24 protein-coding genes and 1 riboswitch are annotated in these 23,173 nt (G+C 48.1%); of the genes, 19 read left to right on the forward strand and 5 right to left on the reverse strand.

Annotated features, from left to right (window positions below; translation table 11 throughout):
* Positions 1–42: 42 nt before the first annotated feature.
* From IC21_RS03630 to IC21_RS03640, 3 genes are all read left to right on the forward strand, one after another.
* Entirely contained in the window at positions 43–1,563 is a 1,521-nt protein-coding gene (locus tag IC21_RS03630) for a carboxypeptidase M32 (RefSeq protein ID WP_029141490.1), read from the forward strand.
* 296 nt (positions 1,564–1,859) lie between these two features.
* A riboswitch (purine riboswitch) is annotated at positions 1,860–1,961 on the forward strand.
* Positions 1,962–2,114: 153 nt separating this feature from the next.
* Entirely contained in the window at positions 2,115–2,702 is a 588-nt protein-coding gene (locus tag IC21_RS03635) for a xanthine phosphoribosyltransferase (protein ID WP_017553021.1), read from the forward strand.
* Positions 2,699–4,012, forward strand: a complete 1,314-nt coding sequence (locus tag IC21_RS03640; RefSeq protein ID WP_029141489.1) for a nucleobase:cation symporter-2 family protein — start codon at positions 2,699–2,701, stop codon at positions 4,010–4,012. The genes IC21_RS03635 and IC21_RS03640 overlap by 4 nt, the downstream gene beginning before the upstream one ends.
* 46 nt (positions 4,013–4,058) lie before the next feature.
* Here the strand turns inward: IC21_RS03640 and IC21_RS03645 are convergent, their stop codons facing one another.
* Entirely contained in the window at positions 4,059–4,898 is an 840-nt protein-coding gene (locus IC21_RS03645) for an SPFH domain-containing protein (RefSeq protein WP_029141488.1), read from the reverse strand.
* Between the two features lie 121 nt (positions 4,899–5,019).
* Positions 5,020–5,223: a hypothetical protein gene (locus IC21_RS03650; RefSeq protein ID WP_029141487.1), complete on the reverse strand. Its 204-nt coding sequence runs from the start codon at positions 5,221–5,223 to the stop codon at positions 5,020–5,022.
* Between the two features lie 165 nt (positions 5,224–5,388).
* Here IC21_RS03650 and IC21_RS03655 point away from each other — a divergent pair, with 165 nt between their 5' ends.
* The 3 genes from IC21_RS03655 to glnA all read left to right on the forward strand — a co-directional run bounded on the left by IC21_RS03655 (position 5,389) and on the right by glnA (position 10,877).
* Entirely contained in the window at positions 5,389–8,988 is a 3,600-nt protein-coding gene (locus IC21_RS03655) for a dynamin family protein (RefSeq protein WP_029141486.1), read from the forward strand.
* A gap of 92 nt (positions 8,989–9,080) precedes the next feature.
* Entirely contained in the window at positions 9,081–9,470 is a 390-nt protein-coding gene (locus IC21_RS03660; protein ID WP_029141485.1) for a MerR family transcriptional regulator, read from the forward strand.
* 69 nt (positions 9,471–9,539) lie between these two features.
* Entirely contained in the window at positions 9,540–10,877 is a 1,338-nt protein-coding gene (gene glnA, locus IC21_RS03665; protein WP_029141484.1) for a type I glutamate--ammonia ligase, read from the forward strand.
* Positions 10,878–11,096: 219 nt separating this feature from the next.
* Here the strand turns inward: glnA and lexA are convergent, their stop codons facing one another.
* A complete protein-coding gene (lexA, locus tag IC21_RS03670; RefSeq protein ID WP_017553015.1) occupies positions 11,097–11,717 on the reverse strand; it encodes a transcriptional repressor LexA in 621 nt (206 codons plus the stop codon).
* Positions 11,718–11,923: 206 nt separating this feature from the next.
* On the opposite strand from lexA, the gene yneA reads away from it, so the two are divergent.
* From yneA to IC21_RS03715, 9 genes are all read left to right on the forward strand, one after another.
* Positions 11,924–12,262, forward strand: a complete 339-nt coding sequence (gene yneA / locus IC21_RS03675) for a cell division suppressor protein YneA (protein WP_029141483.1) — start codon at positions 11,924–11,926, stop codon at positions 12,260–12,262.
* Positions 12,259–12,912, forward strand: a complete 654-nt coding sequence (locus tag IC21_RS03680) for a YneB family resolvase-like protein (RefSeq protein WP_013859450.1) — start codon at positions 12,259–12,261, stop codon at positions 12,910–12,912. The genes yneA and IC21_RS03680 overlap by 4 nt, the downstream gene beginning before the upstream one ends.
* A gap of 91 nt (positions 12,913–13,003) precedes the next feature.
* On the forward strand, positions 13,004–13,237 hold the full coding sequence (locus IC21_RS03685) for a DUF896 domain-containing protein (RefSeq protein ID WP_013859449.1): 234 nt from the start codon (positions 13,004–13,006) through the stop codon (positions 13,235–13,237).
* Between the two features lie 117 nt (positions 13,238–13,354).
* Positions 13,355–15,361 (forward strand): transketolase, encoded by a 2,007-nt coding sequence (gene tkt, locus IC21_RS03690; RefSeq protein WP_029141482.1) that lies wholly within the window; start codon positions 13,355–13,357, stop codon positions 15,359–15,361.
* Between the two features lie 285 nt (positions 15,362–15,646).
* Entirely contained in the window at positions 15,647–16,084 is a 438-nt protein-coding gene (gene sirA, locus IC21_RS03695; RefSeq protein WP_019720383.1) for a sporulation inhibitor of replication protein SirA, read from the forward strand.
* Between the two features lie 67 nt (positions 16,085–16,151).
* The gene (locus IC21_RS03700) at positions 16,152–16,370 is read left to right on the forward strand and encodes a YneF family protein (RefSeq protein ID WP_013859446.1); all 219 of its coding nucleotides are present in this window, start codon (positions 16,152–16,154) and stop codon (positions 16,368–16,370) included.
* A gap of 198 nt (positions 16,371–16,568) precedes the next feature.
* Positions 16,569–17,276 carry a cytochrome c biogenesis CcdA family protein gene (locus IC21_RS03705; RefSeq protein ID WP_017553010.1) on the forward strand — a complete coding sequence of 236 codons (708 nt, stop codon included), beginning with the start codon at positions 16,569–16,571 and terminating at the stop codon, positions 17,274–17,276.
* 46 nt (positions 17,277–17,322) lie between these two features.
* Positions 17,323–17,682, forward strand: a complete 360-nt coding sequence (locus IC21_RS03710) for a response regulator (protein WP_013859444.1) — start codon at positions 17,323–17,325, stop codon at positions 17,680–17,682.
* Between the two features lie 141 nt (positions 17,683–17,823).
* Positions 17,824–18,303: a CcdC family protein gene (locus IC21_RS03715; RefSeq protein ID WP_013859443.1), complete on the forward strand. Its 480-nt coding sequence runs from the start codon at positions 17,824–17,826 to the stop codon at positions 18,301–18,303.
* Positions 18,304–18,341: 38 nt separating this feature from the next.
* Here the strand turns inward: IC21_RS03715 and IC21_RS03720 are convergent, their stop codons facing one another.
* A complete protein-coding gene (locus IC21_RS03720) occupies positions 18,342–18,794 on the reverse strand; it encodes a DUF2621 domain-containing protein (protein WP_013859442.1) in 453 nt (150 codons plus the stop codon).
* Between the two features lie 235 nt (positions 18,795–19,029).
* Positions 19,030–19,614 (reverse strand): lysophospholipid acyltransferase family protein, encoded by a 585-nt coding sequence (locus tag IC21_RS03725; protein WP_029713762.1) that lies wholly within the window; start codon positions 19,612–19,614, stop codon positions 19,030–19,032.
* A 190-nt stretch (positions 19,615–19,804) separates the two neighbouring features.
* Between IC21_RS03725 and dacB the strand changes: the two genes are divergently transcribed.
* The 4 genes from dacB (at position 19,805) to IC21_RS03745 (ending at position 23,130) form a co-directional block, all read left to right on the forward strand.
* A complete protein-coding gene (gene dacB, locus IC21_RS03730; protein ID WP_029141481.1) occupies positions 19,805–21,292 on the forward strand; it encodes a D-alanyl-D-alanine carboxypeptidase/D-alanyl-D-alanine endopeptidase in 1,488 nt (495 codons plus the stop codon).
* Complete coding sequence (locus IC21_RS03735) at positions 21,289–22,203, forward strand: S66 peptidase family protein (protein WP_029141480.1); 915 nt, start codon at positions 21,289–21,291, stop codon at positions 22,201–22,203. The genes dacB and IC21_RS03735 overlap by 4 nt, the downstream gene beginning before the upstream one ends.
* Before the next feature lie 207 nt (positions 22,204–22,410).
* The gene (locus IC21_RS17085) at positions 22,411–22,755 is read left to right on the forward strand and encodes a hypothetical protein (RefSeq protein ID WP_235801098.1); all 345 of its coding nucleotides are present in this window, start codon (positions 22,411–22,413) and stop codon (positions 22,753–22,755) included.
* Positions 22,756–22,929: 174 nt separating this feature from the next.
* Positions 22,930–23,130, forward strand: a complete 201-nt coding sequence (locus IC21_RS03745; protein ID WP_013859436.1) for a cold-shock protein — start codon at positions 22,930–22,932, stop codon at positions 23,128–23,130.
* The last annotated feature ends 43 nt before the right edge of the window (positions 23,131–23,173 follow it).

Below are 23,173 nucleotides of genomic sequence, written 5' to 3' on the forward strand. Positions count from 1 at the left end.
TGGTAAGATGGACGTGCAAGTGATTTGACGGGAGGTATGATGATGGGAACAGAGCCGATTGAAAAACTGGAGCAGGACTTTTTGGCGTATGTCAAAAAAATCAAAGCTTATGAAGAAGCACTTGCCCTTATATACTGGGATTTGCGGACCGGCGCGCCGAAAAAAGGCGTCGGGCAGCGTGCGGAAGTGATCGGCATTTTATCGGGCGAAGTCTTTGACATGCAAACTTCAAAAGAAATGGCTGAATTTTTGGAGAAGCTTTTGCCGCATCAGCAGCAATTGTCGGAACGGACAGCTGGTACATTGGAAGAATGCCGGAAAACATACGAACGCAGCAAAAAAATCCCGCCTAACGAATACCAGGCTTATACGGTGCTCGTCTCGAAAGCGGAGAATGTTTGGGAAGAAGCAAAGGAAAAGGCAGATTTTTCCTTGTTCCAGCCATATCTCGAACAAATCGTGGAATTTAAAAAGAAATTTGTCCGCTACTGGGGGTACGAAGGCCATCCGTATAATCCCCTGCTCGATCTGTATGAACCGGGCATGACAGTTGATGTGCTCGACCGTGTGTTCAAACAAGTGAAGGATGCGATTGTGCCGCTTGTCCAGAAAATCAGTATGTCGGAAGAAAAACCGGATACGGCATTCCTTTTTCACCCGTTCCCGAAAGAAAAGCAAAAAGCGTTTACGCTTGAAATACTCAAGCAGATGGGCTTTGACTTTGAGGCGGGGCGGCTGGATGAAACGGTGCATCCGTTTGCAACCGGCATCAACCAGGGGGATGTGCGGATAACGACACGTTATAATGAAAACGACTGGCGTGTCGATGTGTTCGGCGTCATGCATGAAGGCGGGCACGCTTTGTATGAGCAGCATATTTCAAAAGACCTGTCGGGTACACCGCTTGCAGAAGGCGCGTCAATGGGGATACACGAATCACAGTCCCTGTTTTTTGAAAACATCATCGGCCGTTCTTTTCCGTTCTGGAAGAAAAATTATTCGCTCTTGAAACAATTTGCATCCGGGCAGTTTGATGATGTGCCGCTTGAAACATTTTATCGTGCAGTGAACGAGGCGAAACCGTCCCTGATCCGAATTGAAGCCGATATGCTGACGTATCCGCTTCATATTATGGTGCGGTATGAAATTGAAAAAGCGCTTCTCAATGATGAAATCGAAGTCGGGGAACTCCCGGAAATCTGGAATGCGAAATACGAGGACTATCTTGGCATCCGGCCGGAACATGACGGGGAAGGCGTACTCCAGGATGTGCATTGGGCCGGCGGGGATTTCGGCTATTTTCCGTCTTATGCGCTCGGCCTGATGTACGCCGCCCAGTTCAAACATGCGATGTTAAAATCGCTCCCGGATTTTGACAAGCTTGTGGAATCGGGCAATCTGGAGCCAATCCGGAAATGGCTCTCAGCGCATGTCCACCGGTTCGGCAAATTAAAAAAACCTGCCGATATTTTGCGCGATGCCACTGGCGAAGCGCTCAACCCGAAATACTTGATTGATTATTTAACCGAAAAATATACCGGTGTATACCGGATCAAAGATTAAGATAAAACTTCCGGCTAACAAACAAAGTGTTGCAGCCGCCGGTTTCAGAAAGAAAACCGGAAACTTGCGTATGCCGCTTATCCGGTGTGCGTACCCTAACAGGCAATTGATTGAACGATGAAAAAAACGGCGGATATTCCGGTTTTTCTTTCCATGTTGTCCTCCGAATTGCCTGTTAAAAATTCCGTAGGATGTGACTTGCGTTTTGCCAAAACGCGAATAAAAAGAAAGATGGAAAATCCGCCGTTCGGAAATTTCGTCTTTACATGACGGAAAGATACCATTATACTTTTATTATAAAACTGAACGCATTCACTCATATAATCGCGGGAATATGGCCCGCAAGTTTCTACCAGGCTGCCGTAAACGGTCTGACTATGGGTGGGCAATGGGAACGTGGCAGATGGTTCCTTTTCCTTTTTGCACATGAAAAAGCTCAAAGGCGTTGCTTACTCCTTTTTTTGTGGGTGCAGCGGCCTTTGGGCTTTTTTTCTAAAGGCCGCATGTTTCAATCAAGACAAATGCAGCGAAGGGAAAGAGGAGGAAAAACATTGAAAGCTTTACAAGAAAAAATCAGAAAAGACGGCATCGTGCTTTCAGACCAGGTGCTGAAAGTGGACGCTTTTTTAAATCACCAGGTCGACCCTGTCCTCATGAAACAGATCGGGGAAACATTTGCCGGGCTGTTTAAGCAGGATGGCGTAACCAAAATTTTGACGCTCGAATCTTCCGGCATTTCGCCCGCATTAATGGCAGCACTGGAATTAAACGTTCCGATGATTTTTGCCCGGAAAAGAAAACCATTCACGCAGGACGCGGACGTATATGAAGCTTCCGTCCATTCATTTACAAAACAAACAACCCATACCATTTCCGTTTCGCGCGCTTTTTTAAATCAGGGTGACCGGGTGCTTGTTATTGATGATTTTCTCGCAAACGGCCAGGCGGCTGAAGGCCTGATTGATATTATCGACCAGGCAGGGGCGGAACTTTGCGGTATCGGCATTGTGATTGAAAAAGCATTCCAGCCGGGCGGAAAAAGGCTGCGCGGACGCGGAATCCGCGTGGAGTCGCTCGCATCGATCCGGTCGCTTGAAAACGGCACGGTCAGCTTTCAAGAGGAGGCGTATGCGAAATGAAACCGGGAAAAACCAAAATGACCGTACTGGCGATCCAGCACGTTTTGGCGATGTATGCGGGCGCAGTCATTGTGCCGATTATTACCGGCAGTTCCCTGGGGATGAACAGCAGGCAGCTGACGTACCTCGTTTCCATTGATATTTTCATGTCCGGCCTTGCGACACTGCTGCAAATTTGGAAAAACCGGTTTTTCGGCATCGGGCTTCCAATTATGCTCGGCTGCACATTTACCGCGGTCGGGCCGATGATCGCAATCGGCAAGCAGTACGGCGTTTCAGCTGTGTACGGCGCCATTCTCGTATCAGGGCTGTTTGTCATTTTGATCAGCAAATTTTTCAGCAAGCTGGCCCGCTTTTTCCCGCCGGTTGTGACCGGGTCGGTTGTCACGATTATCGGCGTGACGCTCATCCCGGTTGCCATGAAAGATATGGCGGGCGGAGACGGGAGCAAAGATTTCGGCTCCCTGGCCAATATCGCCCTTTCATTCGGCACTTTGCTCATCATTGTCCTCTTGCAGCGGTTTGCAAAAGGGTTTATCCGTTCGATCTCGATTTTAATCGGGCTGGCACTCGGCACCGTGGCGGCTGCACTGCTCGGAAAGGTCAGCTTTGCCCCGGTTGCGGAAGCCTCATGGGTGCATATCGTGCAGCCGTTTTATTTCGGCGCGCCGACTTTTGAGTGGAGCGCTTGTATCACGATGATCCTTGTGGCGCTCGTCAGTCTTGTGGAATCTTCCGGCGTCTACTTCGCTTTAAGCGGGATCACCAAACAGCCGCTCCATGAAGATGACCTTGCGAGGGGCTACCGGGCTGAAGGCCTTGCCGTTATGCTTGGCGGATTATTTAATGCTTTCCCGTACACCGCTTTTTCTCAAAACGTCGGCCTTATCCAGCTGTCTGGCGTGAAATCGAAAAACGTGATGGCGCTTGCCGGAACCTTTTTGCTCCTTTTCGGGCTGATTCCGAAATTAGGCGCCCTGACGACGATCATTCCGTCTTCCGTACTCGGCGGGGCGATGATTGCGATGTTCGGGATGGTCATTGCGTCAGGCATAAAAATGCTGAGCAAAGTCGATTTTGCCAATAACGAAAACTTGTTTATCATTGCCTGTTCAATCGGCATCGGCCTTGGCGTCACGGTGGTGCCGGATATTTTCAAGGGTTTGCCGTCGAATATCCAGCTTCTTACGCAAAGCGGCATTGTCGCAGGCAGTGTGACGGCCATTGTGCTCAATCTTTTTTTCCATATCCTTCCGAATAAACAGGAGGCAAAAGCAAAAGTAAAAAAAGTCGGGACACAGGCATCCTGACCGGATGAAAAAAGCTGGGCCGGATTCCGGTCCAGCTTTTTTCGGATTAATTTAAATTGCCGGTATTGATGACCGGCTGTGCGGCCCGGTCGGATACAATCGAAACCATCAGATTGTTGATCATAACCATCTTCCGCTCTTCATCCAGTTCAAAGCCGTCTTTTTCCAATTGCGCAATCGCCATCTGTGCCATGCCGACTGCCCCCTCCACGATTTTTTTCCGGGCGGCAAGAATGGCGGAAGCCTGCTGGCGCTGCAGCATGACGCCGGCAATTTCTGTAGAGTAGGCAAGGTGCGTGAGGCGCGCTTCCATAATTTCCACGCCGGCAACATCAAGGCGCGGCTGGAGTTCCTCTTTTAAATGCTTGGAAACTTCCTCCCCGTTTCCGCGCAGCGAAATCCCTTCTGCCTCCGCGCTGTCATAAGGGTATTTTGTGGCGACATGGCGGAGCGCCGTTTCGCTTTGGATCTCAACAAATTCTTCGTAGTCCTCCACATTAAACACGGCTTTCGCAGCATCGACCACACGGAATACGATCACTGCGGCAATTTCAATCGGATTTCCGTCCACGTCATTCACTTTTAATTTGGCGCTGTTAAAATTCCTTACCCGCAACGAAACGCGCCGCCTTACACTGAGCGGAACCGTTACGTAAAAGCCGCTTTCCCGGATGGCGCCTATATAGCGGCCGAAAAAAGTGACAACCAACGCCTGGTTCGGCTGGATTACACAAATTCCCGAGACAAGCAGGACGCTTATGGCAAGCAGGACAATACCGGCAAAAAAATTGACGGCAAAAAGGAAAAACAAACCTAGAACAGCGAAAACGGCAATCGCTAAAATACCGAGAAAACCGTTTATGTGCCAGGCTTTCTTTTCGGACATCTCTTCCCCACCTCTTTTATTTTCTCTTCACTTCATCATAACATGCCGGCATATTGCTGTCACGCTGAGGGAGAGAAATCCCGTGCATTTTAGCAAAGCAAAAGCCGCCAAAGTGTAGCGGCTACTGCCGGTTTGACTGCCATTCCTGAAAGGAGCCCGTTCCGTTGCACCCGGAACAGTCAAACGGATAAGCGTATTCGTATGCGGCCGGCATGATAAAACCGCGCACGGCGCAATCCGGGCATTTGTTTTGTTCCTGCATCGCGGACAAGTATTTTTCGCGTCGTGCGGACTGCCAGGCAGAAAGGGAACGGAATAATCCCATCTGCTTTCACCTCCTGATACAGCCATATGATGGGTTTCTTTCCGGAAAATTATCCGCGGCCCGCGGTATTCGCCCGGGCAAGGAGAAAAATGAGTTTAATATAGTATGAATACGATGAAAAATTCGTTAAAATAGAGCTATCAACACACAATGGGGAGTAAAGTGATGGCCAAACTACAGGAAAAAAGCAAAAACACAACACAGATTTTAAGCTTAATTGAACATTTCCGGCAAAACGGGGATGAACAAAGGGTGGAAAAAGCGAAAAACCTGCTGAAAAAAGTCCGCCGCGAAGATTTCCATATCGCGTTTTGCGGGCATTTTTCAGCCGGCAAGTCCACCATGATTAACGCACTTCTAGGCAGCCGTGTCCTTCCGTCAAGCCCGATTCCGACGAGCGCCAATCTCGTCAAAATTGAAAAGGGGACGGAAGACTGCGCCATTGTTTATGAAAAAGGGGAAGCCCCTTTGATTTTTCACGCGCCGTATGATTTTGAAGTTGTCAAAGATTATTGTAAAAAGGGGCATGTCCAGGAAATTGAAATCACAAAGCCTGATTCCAATTTGCCGGCGGGATTGACGGTGATGGATACGCCGGGTGTCGATTCAACCGACGATGCGCACCGGATTGCCACGGAATCGGCGATTTATATGGCGGACCTTGTCTTTTATGTAATGGATTACAACCATGTCCAGTCGGAACTGAATTTTACCTTTACAAAAGAACTGCTCGATCACGGGCTTGAACTTTATTTAATTATTAACCAGATTGACAAGCACCGGAATGAAGAGCTGCCGTTTTCCGCATTCCGGCGGGGGGTTGAAAATGCATTTGCATCCTGGCATGTCCGGCCGGGTGGCATTTTTTACACCTCTTTAAAAGACCCGGATCATCCCGATAATGAATTCGGCCGGCTGAAAGCGCTCATTGACCGCGCCGTTTCCGAAAAATCCGCCCGGCTGGAACGGTCTGTTGAAGCATCCTTAAGCGTGCTGGAAAAAGAACATGCCGACTGGCTTGAAGTACAGTACGCGCCGCAAAAAGCAGCATATGGGGAAGTGCTTGCAAAATACCCAGGAACCGGGAAAGCGGAAGCATATGAAGAGGAACAAGAGTGGCTTGAAAAAGAACGGGTGCTTCTTGCCCGCATTGAAAATTGGGAGGAAGAAACGCGGCAAAAGCTTCAAACACTTCTGGACGGCGCCTATTTAATGCCGTTTGAAACGAGAGAGAAAGCAAAAGCGTATCTTGAAAGCATGCAAAAAGATTTCCAGGCCGGCGGTTTTTTTGCGAAGAAGAAAAAAACCGAAGAAGCAAGAAAACAGCGGCTCCATGATTTCTATGCCGACCTGAAAGCCAATGTTGAGGCACAAATCGACTGGCATCTCCGCCCGCTGGCGCAAGAAGCTTTAAAAACGCTCCATCTCGCTGGCGCGCAAATGCTGGAACAACAGGCCGGCATGCTTAAAGCAGATTTCAGCGAAGCAATGCTTGCCGCCCAGGTAAAAGAGGGCGCCCGGCTGACAGGCGACTACATCCTCCATTATTGCGAAAATGTCTCGGACGAAATAAAACGTTCCGCCCGCCAGGCTTGGGACGATTGGAAAGCGCCCGTCCTGAAGCAGGCTGCCTTGGAAACGGAGGAACAGCTTAAAATGGCCCGGAAAAAGGCCGGGCAGGCAAAAGAACTGGCAGAGGCTTACAGGCATCTTGAAAAAATAGAAAGGCAGCTTGTCGAAAAACGGGCTGAACTGGAAGCACCTGCCGCACATCCGGAACAGCTGCTGGCTGAAATAGAGAAAGAATGGGCGGATGAAAAGGCGCATTACCGGGTGTACCGCGGGGAAAAGGATGCAAAACAGCCGGAAGAAACCGGCAAGGCTACAGAAACCTCCGCCCCGGCAGAAAAACAAGCCGGCACATTGCCGCTTGAAACCGCGCTTGCCAAAATGGAGCAGGCGATTACGCTGCTAAAAGATCAGCACGGTTTTAAACGGTATACCGAAACGCTCAGTACAAAAAGCAGGCGCCTGAAAAACCGCCGCTATACCGTTGCGCTGTTCGGCGCGTTCAGCGCGGGAAAATCGTCTTTTGCAAACGCGCTTGCCGGCGAAAAAGTGCTGCCAGTTTCACCGAATCCGACAACAGCGGCCATTTGCCGGATCTGCCCGCCTGATGCGGCACATCCGCATAAAACGGCAGCCGTCCAGCTGAAAACGGAGGCACAGATGCTGGAAGATGTCAACAAGTCGCTCGCTGTTTTCGGGCTCGGCTGCCGTTCTTTCGGGGAAGCGCTTGAAAAAATTGAAACTTTGCACGCAAAAGAAACGGGCAAAGCAAACGAAAAAGTCCATCTCTCTTTTTTGCGTGCCTTTGCGAAAGGCTTCCCTGATTTCAACGGGCGGGCCGGGCAGAACTTGAATGCCGGAATGGAAGCGTTCCGCCGGTTTGTTGCCGATGAAACCCAGTCTTGTTTTGTTGAGTCCATTGATTTGTTTTATGATTGCCCGTTCACAAGGCTTGGCATTACGCTGGTCGATACGCCCGGAGCCGACTCGATCAATGCCCGTCATACCGGCGTGGCATTTGAATATATTAAAGACTCGGATGCGGTTTTCTTCGTCACATACTATAACCATGCCTTCGCGCGCGCAGACAGGGAATTTCTCATCCAGCTCGGGCGGGTAAAAGAAGCATTTGAACTGGATAAGATGTTTTTTATTGTCAATGCGATTGATCTTGCCTCGTCCGGCGAAGAATATAAAGAAGTGATGGACTATGTCAGGGGGCAGCTGCTCCATTTTGGCATCCGCAACCCGCGCCTGTATGGTGTATCAAGCCTGCTTGCGCTTTCAGGCAGGCGGAAGGAAGCGAAAATGGCCGAATTTGAAGCCGGGTTCCGCCAATTTCTCGACCATGATTTGCTGAATATGGTGCTTCAGTCCGCACAAAACGAGCTGGAACGCGGCCTCGAAATGGTGGATGCCGTGATCCGCGATGCCAATGAATCAATTGAAACAAAGAAAGCGAAACGGGAACTCCTCCGGAAACGGCGGGAAGAGGCAGAAGCCATTTTGAAAAATACAAAGCTGGCGTTCTTCACAGACAGCGTTATGCAGGAGCAGAAGGAGCTGCTCTATTACGTGAAACAGCGTGTTTTTTACCGCTTCGCCGACTTTTTCAAGGAAGCTTTTAATCCGGCAACGGTAAAGGCAGCGAAAGATTTGCCGGGCGCCCTTCAGGAGCTTGCAGAACTCGTCGGTTATGATTTTGCGCAGGAGATGCGGGCGACAAATGTGAGGCTTGAAGCCCATTGCCGGAATTTATTCGCCTCCCAAAGCGCGGAATGGAACAGGGAGATAAAACGTTTGCTTCCTGATTTGTCCGTCAGTACGTTTGAAGCGGGCGCACACGCTACGCCTGATTTTCCCGCGGCTTTTTCGGAGACGGATTTGAAGCCTTTTGAAAAGGCATTCCGCCATTTTAAAAATGCACGCACCTTTTTTGAAAAAGGGGGAAAAGCCGGCATGCAGGAAGAACTGCAGGCCGTGTTCGAACCGCTTGCACAGCAGTATCTTGACGTGCAGGGAGAAAAGCTTGCCGGTTCGTTCCGATCATGGCTGGAGGAAGAGTTTGCAAAAATGCAATCGGAAGCTTTGCTCGATATTGCCGAACAGTTCGATGCCCGCCTTGAAGCCCTTAGAAAGAGCGTGGACGTGGTAGAATGGATGGAAATCCGCGAAAAACTCGTTTTGCCTTCCTAAGGGCAATAAAAATGGTGTGAGAAAACATAACATTTTGTTGACAAAAAAACTCACATCGAATATAGTAAAAATATAGAAAAGGAGCGTATAACATGGGTCGAAAAGAAATCCGCCGTTCGATGCCGCTTTTGCCGATCGGGACTGTTATGAAACTGACAGATTTAACGGCCCGGCAGATCCGTTATTATGAAGAACATGAGCTGATTACACCGGCAAGGACGGAAGGCAACCGCCGCCTTTATTCCTTAAATGATGTCGACCGGCTTCTTGATATTAAAGATTTGCTGGATCAGGGGATCAATATTGCGGGTATCAAAAAAATCTTATTGATGAACGACCACCGCGGAACCGGGCCGGTACTCGTCAAAAATCATGCAACGGATAAAGAAATCCGCAAACGGCTTCGCCAGGAACTGCTGCAGGCCGGTCGTTTTCAAAGCCCGAGCCAGCGGTTGAGCGATGCACCCCGTTTTTTCCATTAACGTTGTTGAAAAGCTAGTTTTATAGCTTAGATATATACTTTTTATTGCCTAAAGGGAGGAATACTGTTCATGCCTAAGTTTACACGCGAAGATATTTTGAAGAATGCCAAAGAACAAAATGTGAAATTCATCCGCTTGCAGTTCACGGATATTTTAGGGACGATTAAAAACGTCGAAATCCCGCTCAGCCAGCTTGAAAAAGCGCTCGACAATAAAATCATGTTCGACGGCTCTTCGATTGAAGGATTTGTCCGGATTGAAGAATCGGATATGTATCTGTATCCGGACTATGATACATGGGTTATTTTCCCGTGGACGGCTGAGAAAGGGAAAGTTGCCCGCCTGATTTGCGATATTTATAATCCGGACGGCACCCCGTTTGAAGGAGATCCGCGGAATAACCTGAAGCGAGTATTGAAAGAAATGGAAGAACTTGGCTTCACGAGTTTTAATCTTGGGCCTGAACCGGAATTCTTCCTCTTTAAGCTGAATGAAAAAAATGAACCGACCCTTGAGCTGAATGACAACGGTGGCTATTTTGACCTGGCGCCGACAGATCTTGGCGAAAACTGCCGGCGCGACATCGTATTGGAACTCGAGGAAATGGGCTTTGAAATTGAAGCATCCCACCATGAAGTTGCGCCTGGCCAGCACGAAATTGATTTTAAATATGCGGATGCTGTCAGGGCATGCGACAATATCCAGACCTTTAAACTGGTGGTCAAGACAATTGCACGCAAACACGGCCTGCATGCGACGTTTATGCCGAAACCGTTGTTTGGCGTGAACGGCTCCGGGATGCACTCCAATCTTTCGCTCTTTAAAGGAAAAGAAAATGCATTCTATGATCCGAACGATGCAGAACTGCAGCTGAGCGATACGGCATACCAGTTCATCGCCGGCATCATAAAGCATGCGCCGAACTTTACGGCCGTAACGAATCCGACGGTGAACTCCTATAAACGGCTTGTGCCGGGTTATGAAGCGCCTTGTTATGTTGCTTGGTCCGCCCGCAACCGCAGCCCGCTCATGCGTATTCCGGCTTCCCGCGGCTTAAGCACGCGCGTTGAAGTGCGCAGTGTTGACCCGTCTGCGAACCCGTACCTCGCGCTCGCCGTCCTGTTAAAAGCAGGGCTTGACGGCATCGCGAACAAATTGCAGGCGCCGGAACCAGTCGACCGCAACATCTATGTCATGACGAAAGAAGAAAGAGAAGAAGCCGGCATTGTCGACCTCCCGGGCACGCTGCTGCAGGCGCTGGAAAACTTAAAATCGGATGAAGTAATGGTAGACGCCCTTGGCGATCACATCATCGAACACTTCCTTGAAGCAAAGGAAATTGAATGGGATATGTTCCGCACACAAGTCCACCAATGGGAAAGAGACCAATACCTGCAAATGTATTAATAAACGAAACCCTTTGAAGCGTAAGGCTTTGAGGGGTTTTTGTTTATCGGGCAGTTTCCCATCTCACGCTCAGAAAAACAAAATGCCCGATAATTGCCCCGTTTTTTCCTTCAAAAATAGATTGGAAGCCCGGAAAACCTCAAGTGCCACAGGCATTTTTGCCATCAAACTCGCATATGCTCTATTAAAAAAGAAGCAGCCGAAACTGCCTCTTTTTGATCAGTGCACCATTTGCCTGTACAGCCCGATGACAACGCCGAGAATGGTGACGTTTTTCAATATGATCGGTTCCATTGTCTGGTTTTCAGGCTGCAGCCGGAAGTAGTCTTTTTCCTTGAAAAATCTTTTTACTGTCGCTTCATTTTCATCTGTCATGGCGACCACGATATCCCCGTTGCTTGCCGTCTGCTGGGAGCGGACAATCACATAATCGCCGTTTAAAATCCCTGCATCCACCATGCTGTCCCCTTCGATTTCCAGCATGTAGACGGACTCGTCAGACGGGACAAGATGTTCCGGAAGCGGAAAATACTCTTCAATATTTTCTACAGCCGTAATCGGTATGCCTGCTGTTACCTTTCCGACGATAGGCACATTGACAACATTTTGGGCCGGTATTTCTTCATCATGGTCCAAAATTTCAATCGCTCTCGGCTTTGTAGGGTCGCGCCTGATCAGCCCTTTGCTTTCAAGCCTTGCGAGATGGCCATGGACAGTTGAACTGGAAGCAAGCCCGACTGCCTGGCCAATTTCCCGCACGGAAGGGGGATAGCCTTTTGTTTTGACTTCATGCTTGATGAAATCAAGTATCGCCTGTTGCCGTTTTGATAGTTTTGCCATTATATCCACCTCGTCGCAGTTTTGTTTGGCACCCGCGCTGCGTACGGGGACGCAAACGGGAGGAATGCCATTATTTGCTATTATTATATCACACTGCAGAAGATAAAACAAACGTAAGTTCGAAAAAATGTTGACGAAAAACAGGCGTTCGTTTTATAATAGAACTGGTGATTGGACGAACGAATATTCGCGGGAGGAAGATGGAGATGTCACGATTATGGAAAAAGTATAACTATGTTATGATTTTAGCAGGGGTTGCGCTTGTTTTCGGATTTTTCATGATTGGAAGTCTGCGGGATCCATCCCCACACTATATCAAAATCAGCGTTACAGAGGGCGAGACGCTTTGGAATATCGCCGGTCAGTATGCAGAACAGGGCAAAATGTCGAGGGAAGCATTTATCAGCTGGGTTGAGCGCCATAATGGGATTAACGGCAACATGATCAAAGCCGGCGAAAAAATTGTCATTCCGGTAGAAAAAAATGAAATCAGGGATGATAAAAGGGAACTTGCGATGAAATCACAATGGGAGACGAAAAAATGAAAGTTGTTTTATATTGCAGAGTAAGCACGGAAAAAGAAAGCCAGGAAACTTCTTTGGCGAGGCAGCGGGAAGAGCTGGAGAAGCTTTCGGATTCCCGCGGTTTTCAAGTGGCCGGGGTGATCTGCGACCGGGCAAGCGGCTACGACCTGGACAGGCCCGGCATCCTTGAACTTCTTGATATCATTGGAAATGAAAAGGTTGACGCCGTACTGGTGCAGGATGAAACACGGATTGGAAGAGGAAATGCAAAAATTGCACTGCTCCATTTTTTATATAAAAAAGGGGTCAAAGTATATTGTTATGCACAAAACGGTGAACTCGAACTTTCGGAATCCGATTCAATGGTGTTGAAAATTGTCAGCATGGTTGAAGAGTACCAGCGAAAGCTGCATAACTTAAAAATCAAAAGGGGGATGGAACGCGCAGTCAGAAACGGCTACCGCCCGGAAAAAAATTTAAAAGGAAAGCGGAATCCGGACGGCAGGGAGAGGAAGGAAGTGCCGGTTGAAGAAATTATCCGCCTGCGGGACAACGGCCTGACTTTTCAGGAGATTGCTGCGACAATGCGCGGTTTTGGCTATCAAGTTTCAAAAGCAACCGTCCACCGGCGTTACAGGGAATATATGGAGGAAACGGGGCATGATCAATAGTACAAAAACCGGTTTCGCCGGTGCGCTTTCTTTGCAGGCGGGCCTATATTTTAGTAAGATGGCATCAATCACGGATTAAAGGAGAGAAAATATGCTTTCAAAGGAAAAAATGGCAAGAATAAACGAATTGGCGAAAAAAGCGAAAACCGGCGGCCTGACAGGTGAGGAAGCAAAAGAACAGTCAAAGTTGCGAAGCGAGTATTTGCAGGCGTTCCGCTCTTCATTCAGAAAAACGATTGAAAATGTCCGTGTGCTTGACCCCGAAGGCCAGGACGTTACCCCGGAAAAAATAAAGCAAATCCAAACAAAAAGAAAGCTGCACTAAAGGGGCGCCATCCTGCTTCTTTCTTACAAAATCCATACAAAATGGTAAAAGAGTTGTGTTATGGGTTTCACTTGCCTTAATATAAAATTGTAACCCATGAAGAAAGGATGTTAGCAGATGTTTGATAAAACGGACGAACTGGCAGTCACAACAATCCGGACTTTGTCCATTGACGCCATTGAAAAAGCAAAATCCGGCCATCCGGGGCTTCCGATGGGGGCTGCGCCAATGGCATACACCCTCTGGACAAGATTTATGAACCAAAACCCGGAAAACCCGCACTGGTTTAACCGGGACCGTTTCGTATTATCCGCAGGGCATGGTTCCATGCTGCTTTATAGCCTGCTCCATTTATCCGGCTATGCATTAAGCATGGATGATATTAAAAATTTCCGGCAATACGGCAGCAAAACCCCGGGACATCCGGAATACGGGCATACGGAAGGCGTGGAAGCAACGACCGGTCCGCTCGGGCAGGGGATTGCCATGTCAGTCGGGATGGCGATGGCAGAACGGCATCTGGCGGCTGTATACAACAAAGAAAATTTCCCCGTCATTGACCATTATACATATGCTTTATGCGGAGACGGCGACTTAATGGAAGGTGTATCTGCCGAAGCTGCTTCCTTGGCGGGACATTTAAAATTGGGACGCCTCATTGTATTGTACGATTCCAATGACATTTCCCTTGACGGCGAGTTAAACAAGGCCTTTTCCGAAAGTGTTGCCGACCGGTTTAAAGCATACGGCTGGCAGTATTTGCGGGTTGAAGACGGGAATGATATGGCACAGGTCGCAAAAGCGATCGAGGAAGCAAAGGCGGATACAAGCCGGCCGACACTCATCGAAGTGAAAACGATCATCGGTTACGGTTCCCCGAACAAATCCGGGAAATCGGCTGCCCACGGCGCTCCGCTCGGAGAAGATGAACTGAAACTGACGAAAGAAGCGTATAAATGGACGTTTGAAGAAGACTTCTATGTTCCGGATGAAGTTTACGCCCGGTTCCGTGAATTGGTTGTAGAAAACGGCGTGAAAAAGGAACAAGAGTGGGCGTCCCTGTTTGAGGCTTATGAAAAACAATACCCGCAGCTTGCGGCTGAACTAAAACAGGCGATAAAAGGCGAGCTTCCGGATGGATGGGACAAGGACATTCCGGTCTATGAAGAAGGCAAAATCCTTGCCAGCCGTGCGGCAAGCGGGGAAGTGCTAAATGCCGTATCCAAACATTTGCCGTCTTTGTTCGGGGGATCTGCCGACCTTGCCGGATCCAACAATACGCGGTTGAAAGAAGACAAGGACTATATGCCGGATGCCTATGAAGGGCGCAATATCTGGTTTGGTGTCCGCGAATTTGCGATGGGCGCAGCCATGAACGGCATGGCGCTTCATGGCGGTGTGCATGTATACGGCGGCACGTTCTTTGTTTTCTCGGATTATTTGCGTCCTGCCATCCGCCTGGCCGCGCTTATGGGCCTCCCGGTAACATACGTCTTTACGCATGACAGTATCGCAGTCGGGGAAGACGGGCCGACGCATGAACCGGTTGAACAGCTTCCTTCTTTAAGAGCGATGCCGGGCTTGTCGGTCATCCGCCCCGCGGACGGCAATGAAACGGCGGCTGCCTGGCGGCTGGCCCTGTCATCTGAAAACCATCCGACTGCGCTTGTTTTGACGCGCCAAGGGCTGCCAACCTTGAAAGGGACGGCTGAAAAAGCGCTGGAAGGCGTTTCAAAAGGCGCCTATGTCGTGTCCCCTGCACAAAAGGAAATGGCTGACGTTCTCCTTCTTGCCAGCGGGTCGGAAGTCCATCTGGCTGTGCTCGCGCAGCAGCAATTGGCGGAACAAAAGATTGATGCTGCTGTTGTCAGCATGCCGTCATGGGACCGTTTTGAACAGCAAAGCAAAGAATACAAAGAATCCGTATTGCCGGCACAGGTGAAAAAACGCCTTGCCATTGAAATGGCTTCACCATTCGGCTGGGAAAGGTATACCGGCGATGAAGGCGATATTTTGTCGGTTGATACGTTTGGCGCAAGCGGAAACGGCAATACCGTTGTGGAAAAATACGGATTTACCGTTGAAAATGTTGTGGCACGTGTAAAAAAATTATTGGGCATGTAATCGTTCCGGGTCTGCTTTTGCGGTATTCGCAAAAGCAGGCTCATTTTTATGAAGGAAGGGTATAAGAATAGGGGGCTTGAAGTACCGGAGCTGAGTTGAATTAGCTTCTCCCTTGGACGCAACCGATTTTGCAGCAACGCTTTGATACATTTACGCTTATTTTCCTGTATGTACGTGTAATCGAATGTTCCACAGTAATTTTTTAAATTTTGTTACAACAAACGACAACTTTTTTGGGGCCCGTCCATTATAGTGAAGGTAACAAAGTTGCGGGAGTGAGATCATATGCGATCCTATTCTATCTACCTGATAAAAGAGGAGTTTGCACAATATTATTACGGCAGGGAACAAATGTTTTTTAACCTTTTTCACCAGTATGCGCACGTTTCCGGAAGTTTGAAAAATGTCCTCAGCAGACAGATCCATTATATTACAAAGCAGATTCCGCTCTTGCCTGTCCATCATGTCTTGCAGCCGTTATTTTCTGACACCATTAACATGACGAAAACCGGCGCTTGCCAACTTCTTTCAAAAAAAGAGGGGCAGGTGCTGGAAGTGACCATAGAAGAAAGAATGCTCCGCCTGAACGTATCCGGTAGTTATGATACAGAAACCGCCGTTTTTGAAATTCTGAGGAACTTCAAAGGAAATCTGCTTGCAATCGATTACGACCATAAACGATACGGCTGGATAAAACCGGTTAAAGAAAGAAAATTCGTGTGAGAAGAAAACAAGTATTGTATAATTCAAATGGATTTAGTACACTGTATGTGAGTGAAGGAGGTATATTATGATTTGGGTGTTCGTTCTTGTAGCCCTTATTGCTCTTTTGGCAGGCGCAGCAATCGGGTTTTTCATCGCCCGTAAATATATGATGAATTACCTGAAGAAAAATCCGCCGATTAATGAACAAATGCTGAGAATGATGATGATGCAAATGGGTATGAAGCCGTCTCAGAAGAAAATTAATCAAATGATGAATGCCATGAACAAACAAATGAAATCTTAAGCTGGATACCCGGCTTTTGTGGTATATCCATCACCATTGTTAAGCTTCTCACGATTCTGTAAACCACTTTTTCTGCCAATTTCCTGCACAGAAAAGGTGGTTTTTGATTTCATGTTCCATTTTTATGCTTTCGTGATGTTTTTTCTCTTTCAATCAGTTTATGTTAAAATGAAATGAGCCGGGATGGGGAGTGAACCGATGGCTGATGTAACAGTATGGCTGTCTTTCGGGGCAGGTTTCATGAGCTTTATATCGCCTTGCTGTCTGCCGCTTTACCCTGCTTTTGTTTCTTATATAACCGGCGCTTCTGTTAGCCGGTTAAAAAGCGGGGGCGGCATGCGGGAGTGGAAAAGTATCCTGCATACCGTTTGGTTCCTCGCAGGATTTTCCACAGTTTTTATTGCATTGGGGTTTGGTGCTTCCTGGATCGGGAGTTTTTTTATCCGTTACCAGGATGCCATCCGGCAGCTCGGTGCAGTCGCGCTCATTTTTTTTGGGCTGCTTGCTGCGGGCATTTTTCAGCCGGGGATCTTTATGAAAGTGTACCGAATCGATGTAAAAAAGCAGCCGGCCGGATTCTTGGGTTCTTTTCTCGTCGGGCTTGTGTTTGCTGCCGGCTGGACGCCTTGCACCGGGCCGATTCTTGCCTCGGTATTGGCGATGGCAGTGGCCCATCCGGCTTCTGCGTCCGTCTATATGGCTGCATATGTGTTCGGCTTCTCCATCCCTTTTTTTGTCCTTGCTTTTTTTATCGGACGATTGGGGTGGATGCAAAAATATAGCGTGAAACTATTAAAATGGAGCGGTGTTGTGATGATATTCGCCGGAATCCTGTTCTTTTTTGACTGGATGCCTGTCATTTCCGGTTATATGAGTGCGCTGTTCGGGGGATTCCAGGGATTTTAATCCGGGTTGCATTTTAACGGATCAATGAGGAGGAGAAATTCGATCGATGGCAAATGTGTTGATTGTGGATGATGCAAAATTTATGAGGATGACTTTGGCGAAAATGCTGGAAAACGGCGGCCATACCGTTGTGGGCGAAGCGGAGAACGGGCAGCGGGCGATTGAATTATACCGTGAAGTCAGGCCGGATGTCGTTACGATGGACATTACCATGCCGGAGATGACCGGCATTGAAGCTGTGAAAAAGATCGTGCGCGAATTCCCGGACGCAAAAATTATTATTTGCTCCGCGCTTGGCCAGCAAAAACTGGTCGTCGAAGCAATAGAATCCGGCGCAAAGGATTTTATCGTCAAGCCTTTTGATGAAACGCGTGTTTTAGAAGCGGTTGAACGCGTTTTGAACTGACAGGCGCCGCAAAAAAAGAGAGGCAGGCATTCCGGCTGGACATCAACCCCGCTTTTATGGTTGAATATTAGCATAGGAAACTTATATTTACCGTAGCTATATTTATTTTGTTAAAAATCTGTTACTAAAGAGGGTTGAGACATGGAAGGCATTGTCATCTCGTTCATTGTTGCGATTTTGATGGGGTCTTTGGTCATTTTTGTCCGTTTAAAAGGGCAGAACAAGCCCGTTTCCACAAAAAAAATATTGTTGCCGCCGGTCTTTATGAGTACTGGGGCATTGATGTTTGTCGTCCCGTATTTTCGCGTGACGCCTGCCGAAGTATTGGAAGCATTTGTGGTCGGAATGTTCTTTTCCATATTTTTAATTAAAACTTCCCGTTTCGAAGTCCGTGACGGAAATGTATATTTAAAACGGTCGAAAGCTTTTCCGTTTATTCTGATCGGGCTCCTTCTCATCCGGTTGCTGATGAAGGTGGTACTCAGCTCCTCGATTCAAATCGGGCAGCTCAGCGGCATGTTTTTTCTGCTCGCATTCGGCATGATTCTGCCGTGGCGCGTCGCCATGTATATTCAGTACAGGCGGCTCATACAGGAACTGGATGAAGGGGTCCGTGCTTGAAAAACATCATTCGCTTTTACCGAATGATGTTTTTTCATTTACCGGGCCGATTTTGTTTTTTCCTGCGCAAACAAATGCTCGTAGCGGCTGTCATCGATGTCCAGCTGCTTTAATTTTTTTCGGAGGAATTTATGGTCCCTTCTTGGCGTGGCGAGGATATAGCCCTGAATGATATTGTCCAGTGTCATTTTCTTTGCATTTTTGGAAAGCGCCACATCCCCGATTTTTGCCGCGATTTTTTTCCTGGCCACATCGCGGAACAATTCCGGGACAGGGCTTACTAGTTCTTCAAGCAGTTCTCTGTACTCCGGCGTCCAGAGGTGCCGCGTTTTAAGGATTGTCTCTTCCTGCTGGTCAAGTATCGATTTTCCGTCTTCTTTCGGAAGCCTTTTCAAAAATTTTCGGAACATAAAATAGCCGCCAACTGAAAAGAGAAAAACCAGACAGAGGATCCATATTAAAATAAAAGCAGAAAACCAACCGCTTAGCATGACGCTCTCCTCCTTGGCAAGTACTCCCTTTTATTATAAGAAAAGATGGACTGTTTTTTCAATTAAAAAAGGAAAAACCCTTCCGCCGGCGGGCAGGGGCACTGAAAAAGTGATGTTTTATTTTTACAAGAGATCGGATGCAAAAAAACGGTGAGACACTTTGAATGTGGTGCCTCGCCGTTTTTTTGTTTTCTTTTGGACTTTTTCATCTGCCTCCGGAAAGCGGAAAAGATTTTTACTGTTTTTTCAGCGTTTCAAAAGTGTCTTGCAGCAGAACAATCGTTTTTTCGATTTCTTCTTTTGTTCCTTTTTTTCCGTCTGCCAGCCTGATCGGGTCGCCAAAGCGCACGCGTTTTGGCTTTCTCGCAATGACTTCTTTCAATGTTTTCGGCCCTTCGTAAATAGCCGGGACAAGCGGAACATTTGCTTTTAAAGCTATCGTCACGGCACCGCGTTTTAAAGAAACATGTTCGCTTTTGCGTGTTCCGGAAGGGAAAATGCCGACGACTTTCCCTTCTTTTAAAAGTTTCATTGGAATTTTAATCGAGCTCGGGCCCGGATTTTCACGATTGACTGGAAAAGCGTGCAACTTCGTGAACAGCCATTTTATCCATTTTTTAGAAAAAAGTTCCTGTTTCGCCATATAATGAATTTGGACAGGCCAGATGGCAATCGCCAGGTAAATAATGTCCAGCCATGTTTGGTGGGTACAAACGACCACAAACGGAGCCGCAGGGATTTTCTCTTTGTTTTCTTTTTTGATTTTGCCGCCAAGCAGCCACAAAATGGCGGCAACAACGTAATAGCCAAACCGGTACATGATTACACCCCCACAAGCATTTTATACTATACAGGCATGCTTGTTCTACTAATTTGGAAAAAAATATTTAAAAACGCGAAATGAATCATTGGAAAAAAGAAGATCGCAGCCAAAACAGCGTTTACGGAAAGATTAAAAAGAAGAAGGAATATGATAAAGCAAGGCAGAATTTCATACGGAGGGAAATGTATTGCATAAAAGATGGGTTGTGATATGGACGATGGCATTCCTATTTATTCAGGGAACCGGGCCCTGTGCAGCAGGGGACAGGGAAGGCCGCGGAAAAAAAGAAACAGACGCAAAAATTGCCGACATTTTGCAGGCCGCCCCTTTAAAAGGCGGGATTGTTGCGATCAGCGTCCGTTCGGCTGATACCGGGGAACTGCTCTACGAACAAAATGGCAGCACGCTATTGCGCCCTGCGTCCAATATGAAACTGCTGACCGCGGCCGCCGCGCTTGAAACACTCGGGGGAAATGCCCGTTTTAAAACGGGCGTGTACCGCACGGGCGCGATCGAAAACGGTACGCTTTACGGTGATATATACATACAAGGGGGAGGAGATCCTGCTTTATTAAAATCCGATTTAGCGGACTGGGCGGCTGAATTAAAGAAACAGGGGATCCGGCGTATTCAGGGGGACCTGGTCGGGGATGATTCGCGCTATGACGATATTCGGTATTCACTTGACTTGCCGTGGAGCGATGAGCAGGAATATTACGGGGCACAAATTTCGGCTTTAACGTTATCGCCTGACCGCGATTATGATGCAGGGACGGCCATTTTTGAAGTCGCCCCGGCAAAAAAACCCGGCATGAAAGCGCGGATCAAAATGGTTCCGGAAAGCGGGATGGTTAAACTGGACAACCATGTCCGAACCGTGCCGGATGGCAAGCAGGAAGAGGACGATATCGTAATCAGCCGGGCACACGGCGGGAATACGTTTACGGCAAGCGGGACGATTACTGCCGATTCAGCCGCAGTCCGGCAATGGAAAGCGGTCTGGGACCCGGCGACATGGGTGCTGTCTGTTTTCAAAAAAACTTTAGAGGAAAACGGGATCACCGTGCAAGGTACGATCAAAACGGGCAGGGTGAAGGATGCGGCAGTTCCGGTTCTTTTTTCCCAATCGCCACCTTTATCAAGCATCATGGCGCCGTTTTTAAAATTCAGCAATAACACCATCGCCGAAATGCTTGTAAAAGAAATGGGGAAAACGGAAAAAGGGGAAGGAAGCTGGGAAAAAGGGCTTGAAGTAATCCGCGGCGTTGCAAGAAACTTTGGCATGGATCCTGACCTGATGATGCTCCGCGACGGTTCGGGCATATCCCACGCCGATTTGGTCCGGGCAAATGATTTGACGGCGCTTTTATACCGGATACAGGAAAAAGACTGGTTTCCGTGCTTTTTCGATGCGCTGCCCGTTGCAGGGGCTGAAAACAGGCTGGAAGGCGGAACCCTCAGAAACCGGTTTAAGGGGACGGCCGCTGCAGGACGGGTTTTTGCCAAAACAGGGTCGATTACAGGCGTCAGCACACTTTCCGGCTATATGCAGGCAACATCCGGGAAAAAGCTGATTTTTTCTATTTTGATCAATAATGTACTGGATGAAGAAGCAGTACATCAAGCGGAAGAGCAAATCGTACTGCAATTCATCAACCAGGGGGGAGAAGGATGAGAAAAGGAAAACGGCTGCAGGCCGGGGATACGATCGGGCTGGTCGCGCCTGCAAGCCCGGTTTCAATCGAAAGGATTCAGACTGCAATTGCCATATTGCGGCGGCTCGGTTTCCGGGTAAAAACCGGAGAAAATGCGGGAAAAGTTTATGGCGGGTATATGGCCGGCACGCCGCTTGAACGGGCGGCCGATCTTCATGCGATGTTTGCAGACGATGACGTGCAGGCGATTCTTTGTTTGCGTGGCGGATACGGGGCGACGCAAATTTTGCCGTATCTGGACCTTGAATGGATCCGGGAGAATCCAAAATTATTCATCGGTTACAGCGATATTACAGCCTTGCATATTGCTTTCCAGCAAAAATGCGGCCTCGCCACGATCCATGGCCCGATGGCGGCTGTCGAATTTATCAAAGAAGATGATCTTTCGGTACAATCATTGCTGCAGCTGGCGTCAACCGGTGTTCCTGCCGGCAGTTACACGGGGGAGGCGTGGAGTGAAGGGGCCGTGACAGCACCGCTTACAGGCGGGAATCTGTCATTGATTTGCGCACTGATGGGAACGCCGTTTGAAATTGATACAAGCGGGAAAATTCTTTTTCTTGAAGAAGTGCATGAAGAACCTTATGCGATCGACCGGATGCTGACCCAGCTTCAGCTTTCCGGAAAACTGGATGACGCCTCCGGGTTTTTGCTCGGCCAATGGACGGACTGTGAGCCGGAAGCATATGCGGATGGCTTTACGGCACAGGAAGTCCTGGAAAAATTTTTTTGCGGGATCGGCAAGCCGGTGCTTGCCGGCATACAATCCGGGCACGGCACTCCGAATCTGGCGCTTCCGCTCGGCATCTCGGTCACACTGGATACGGCCGGCCAACGCTTGCATTTTTGCGAAACCATTGTCACTGAATAAGCTTATTGCATGATTGTTTCTCATATATATAACCGCATGTTTATTGCCCTTACGGTATGCCCGAAAGCAGGCCGGCCTGGCAAGGGGTTTACAATGCAGACGCACATCCGGGCCGTTTAAACCGGCGCCTGTTTTCCCGCTTGCAGGCGGATGCACAAACGATGCGCTTCCAACTGCCATATTGTAAAAGCAGCAATGGATAAAGGAGTGACAAATTTGGCAGATTCCAGTCAGTATTATGGCGGCTATCCGTGCCGTATGGGCATCATCACCATTATGGCGGATACGGCGGTTATTCGTACGGCCATTCGCACGGTTACCCATACGGACATCACCACCATTACCATTCCGGGCATTACGGCCACGGCGGCTACGGGAATTTTCCGGGCCACGGATACAGGGAAGAAAAATAAAATGCTTTACCGGAAAAGATGCCTGCAAGCAGGCATCTTTTCCCCATTTTTGCAGCGTAATTTTTTCAGGCGGATGGATCCGGCAGCCATGAAGGTTTCAATCCGGAAAAAATCATGGCATTTAGTGGAGAAAAAATAAAATGAAGAAAAAAATAATCAATTCGTCTTGACTCCCCATACATAATCTGCTATTATAATAAAGAATTATTTTTGTTCGGTATGGTAAGGAAGGAAAAAGTTTTAAAACTGACCCCCTGAAATCACTTGAGCAAGGATAGTAATTTTGTGTTCAAACACATTAGGAGGAAACAAAATGGAACAAGGTAAAGTAAAATGGTTTAATTCGGAAAAAGGCTACGGATTTATCGAACGCGAAGGCGGAAGCGATGTATTTGTTCACTTCTCAGCGATTCAGGGCGAAGGTTTTAAAACTTTGGAAGAAGGCCAATCCGTATCTTTTGATATTGAAGAAGGCAACCGCGGACCACAAGCTGCGAACGTTTCGAAATTATAAAAAACAGGCCTTTATGGCCTGTTTTTTTTTTTTTTTTTTTTTT

It is taken from the genome of Heyndrickxia coagulans DSM 1 = ATCC 7050 (genome assembly GCF_000290615.1).
Lineage (GTDB): Bacteria > Bacillota > Bacilli > Bacillales > Bacillaceae_C > Weizmannia > Weizmannia coagulans.

Excerpts from the sequence above, each read along its gene's own strand:
- IC21_RS03630 (WP_029141490.1), top strand. The coding sequence starts at position 43 with ATGGGAACAGAGCCGATTGAAAAACTGGAGCAGGACTTTTTGGCGTAT.
- IC21_RS03640 (WP_029141489.1), top strand. The coding sequence starts at position 2,699 with ATGAAACCGGGAAAAACCAAAATGACCGTACTGGCGATCCAGCACGTT.
- IC21_RS03645 (WP_029141488.1), bottom strand. The coding sequence starts at position 4,898 with ATGTCCGAAAAGAAAGCCTGGCACATAAACGGTTTTCTCGGTATTTTA.
- IC21_RS03650 (WP_029141487.1), bottom strand. The coding sequence starts at position 5,223 with ATGGGATTATTCCGTTCCCTTTCTGCCTGGCAGTCCGCACGACGCGAA.
- IC21_RS03655 (WP_029141486.1), top strand. The coding sequence starts at position 5,389 with ATGGCCAAACTACAGGAAAAAAGCAAAAACACAACACAGATTTTAAGC.
- IC21_RS03660 (WP_029141485.1), top strand. The coding sequence starts at position 9,081 with ATGGGTCGAAAAGAAATCCGCCGTTCGATGCCGCTTTTGCCGATCGGG.
- glnA (WP_029141484.1), top strand. The coding sequence starts at position 9,540 with ATGCCTAAGTTTACACGCGAAGATATTTTGAAGAATGCCAAAGAACAA.
- lexA (WP_017553015.1), bottom strand. The coding sequence starts at position 11,717 with ATGGCAAAACTATCAAAACGGCAACAGGCGATACTTGATTTCATCAAG.
- yneA (WP_029141483.1), top strand. The coding sequence starts at position 11,924 with ATGTCACGATTATGGAAAAAGTATAACTATGTTATGATTTTAGCAGGG.
- IC21_RS03680 (WP_013859450.1), top strand. The coding sequence starts at position 12,259 with ATGAAAGTTGTTTTATATTGCAGAGTAAGCACGGAAAAAGAAAGCCAG.
- IC21_RS03685 (WP_013859449.1), top strand. The coding sequence starts at position 13,004 with ATGCTTTCAAAGGAAAAAATGGCAAGAATAAACGAATTGGCGAAAAAA.
- tkt (WP_029141482.1), top strand. The coding sequence starts at position 13,355 with ATGTTTGATAAAACGGACGAACTGGCAGTCACAACAATCCGGACTTTG.
- sirA (WP_019720383.1), top strand. The coding sequence starts at position 15,647 with ATGCGATCCTATTCTATCTACCTGATAAAAGAGGAGTTTGCACAATAT.
- IC21_RS03700 (WP_013859446.1), top strand. The coding sequence starts at position 16,152 with ATGATTTGGGTGTTCGTTCTTGTAGCCCTTATTGCTCTTTTGGCAGGC.
- IC21_RS03705 (WP_017553010.1), top strand. The coding sequence starts at position 16,569 with ATGGCTGATGTAACAGTATGGCTGTCTTTCGGGGCAGGTTTCATGAGC.
- IC21_RS03710 (WP_013859444.1), top strand. The coding sequence starts at position 17,323 with ATGGCAAATGTGTTGATTGTGGATGATGCAAAATTTATGAGGATGACT.
- IC21_RS03715 (WP_013859443.1), top strand. The coding sequence starts at position 17,824 with ATGGAAGGCATTGTCATCTCGTTCATTGTTGCGATTTTGATGGGGTCT.
- IC21_RS03720 (WP_013859442.1), bottom strand. The coding sequence starts at position 18,794 with ATGCTAAGCGGTTGGTTTTCTGCTTTTATTTTAATATGGATCCTCTGT.
- IC21_RS03725 (WP_029713762.1), bottom strand. The coding sequence starts at position 19,614 with ATGTACCGGTTTGGCTATTACGTTGTTGCCGCCATTTTGTGGCTGCTT.
- IC21_RS03735 (WP_029141480.1), top strand. The coding sequence starts at position 21,289 with ATGAGAAAAGGAAAACGGCTGCAGGCCGGGGATACGATCGGGCTGGTC.
- IC21_RS03745 (WP_013859436.1), top strand. The coding sequence starts at position 22,930 with ATGGAACAAGGTAAAGTAAAATGGTTTAATTCGGAAAAAGGCTACGGA.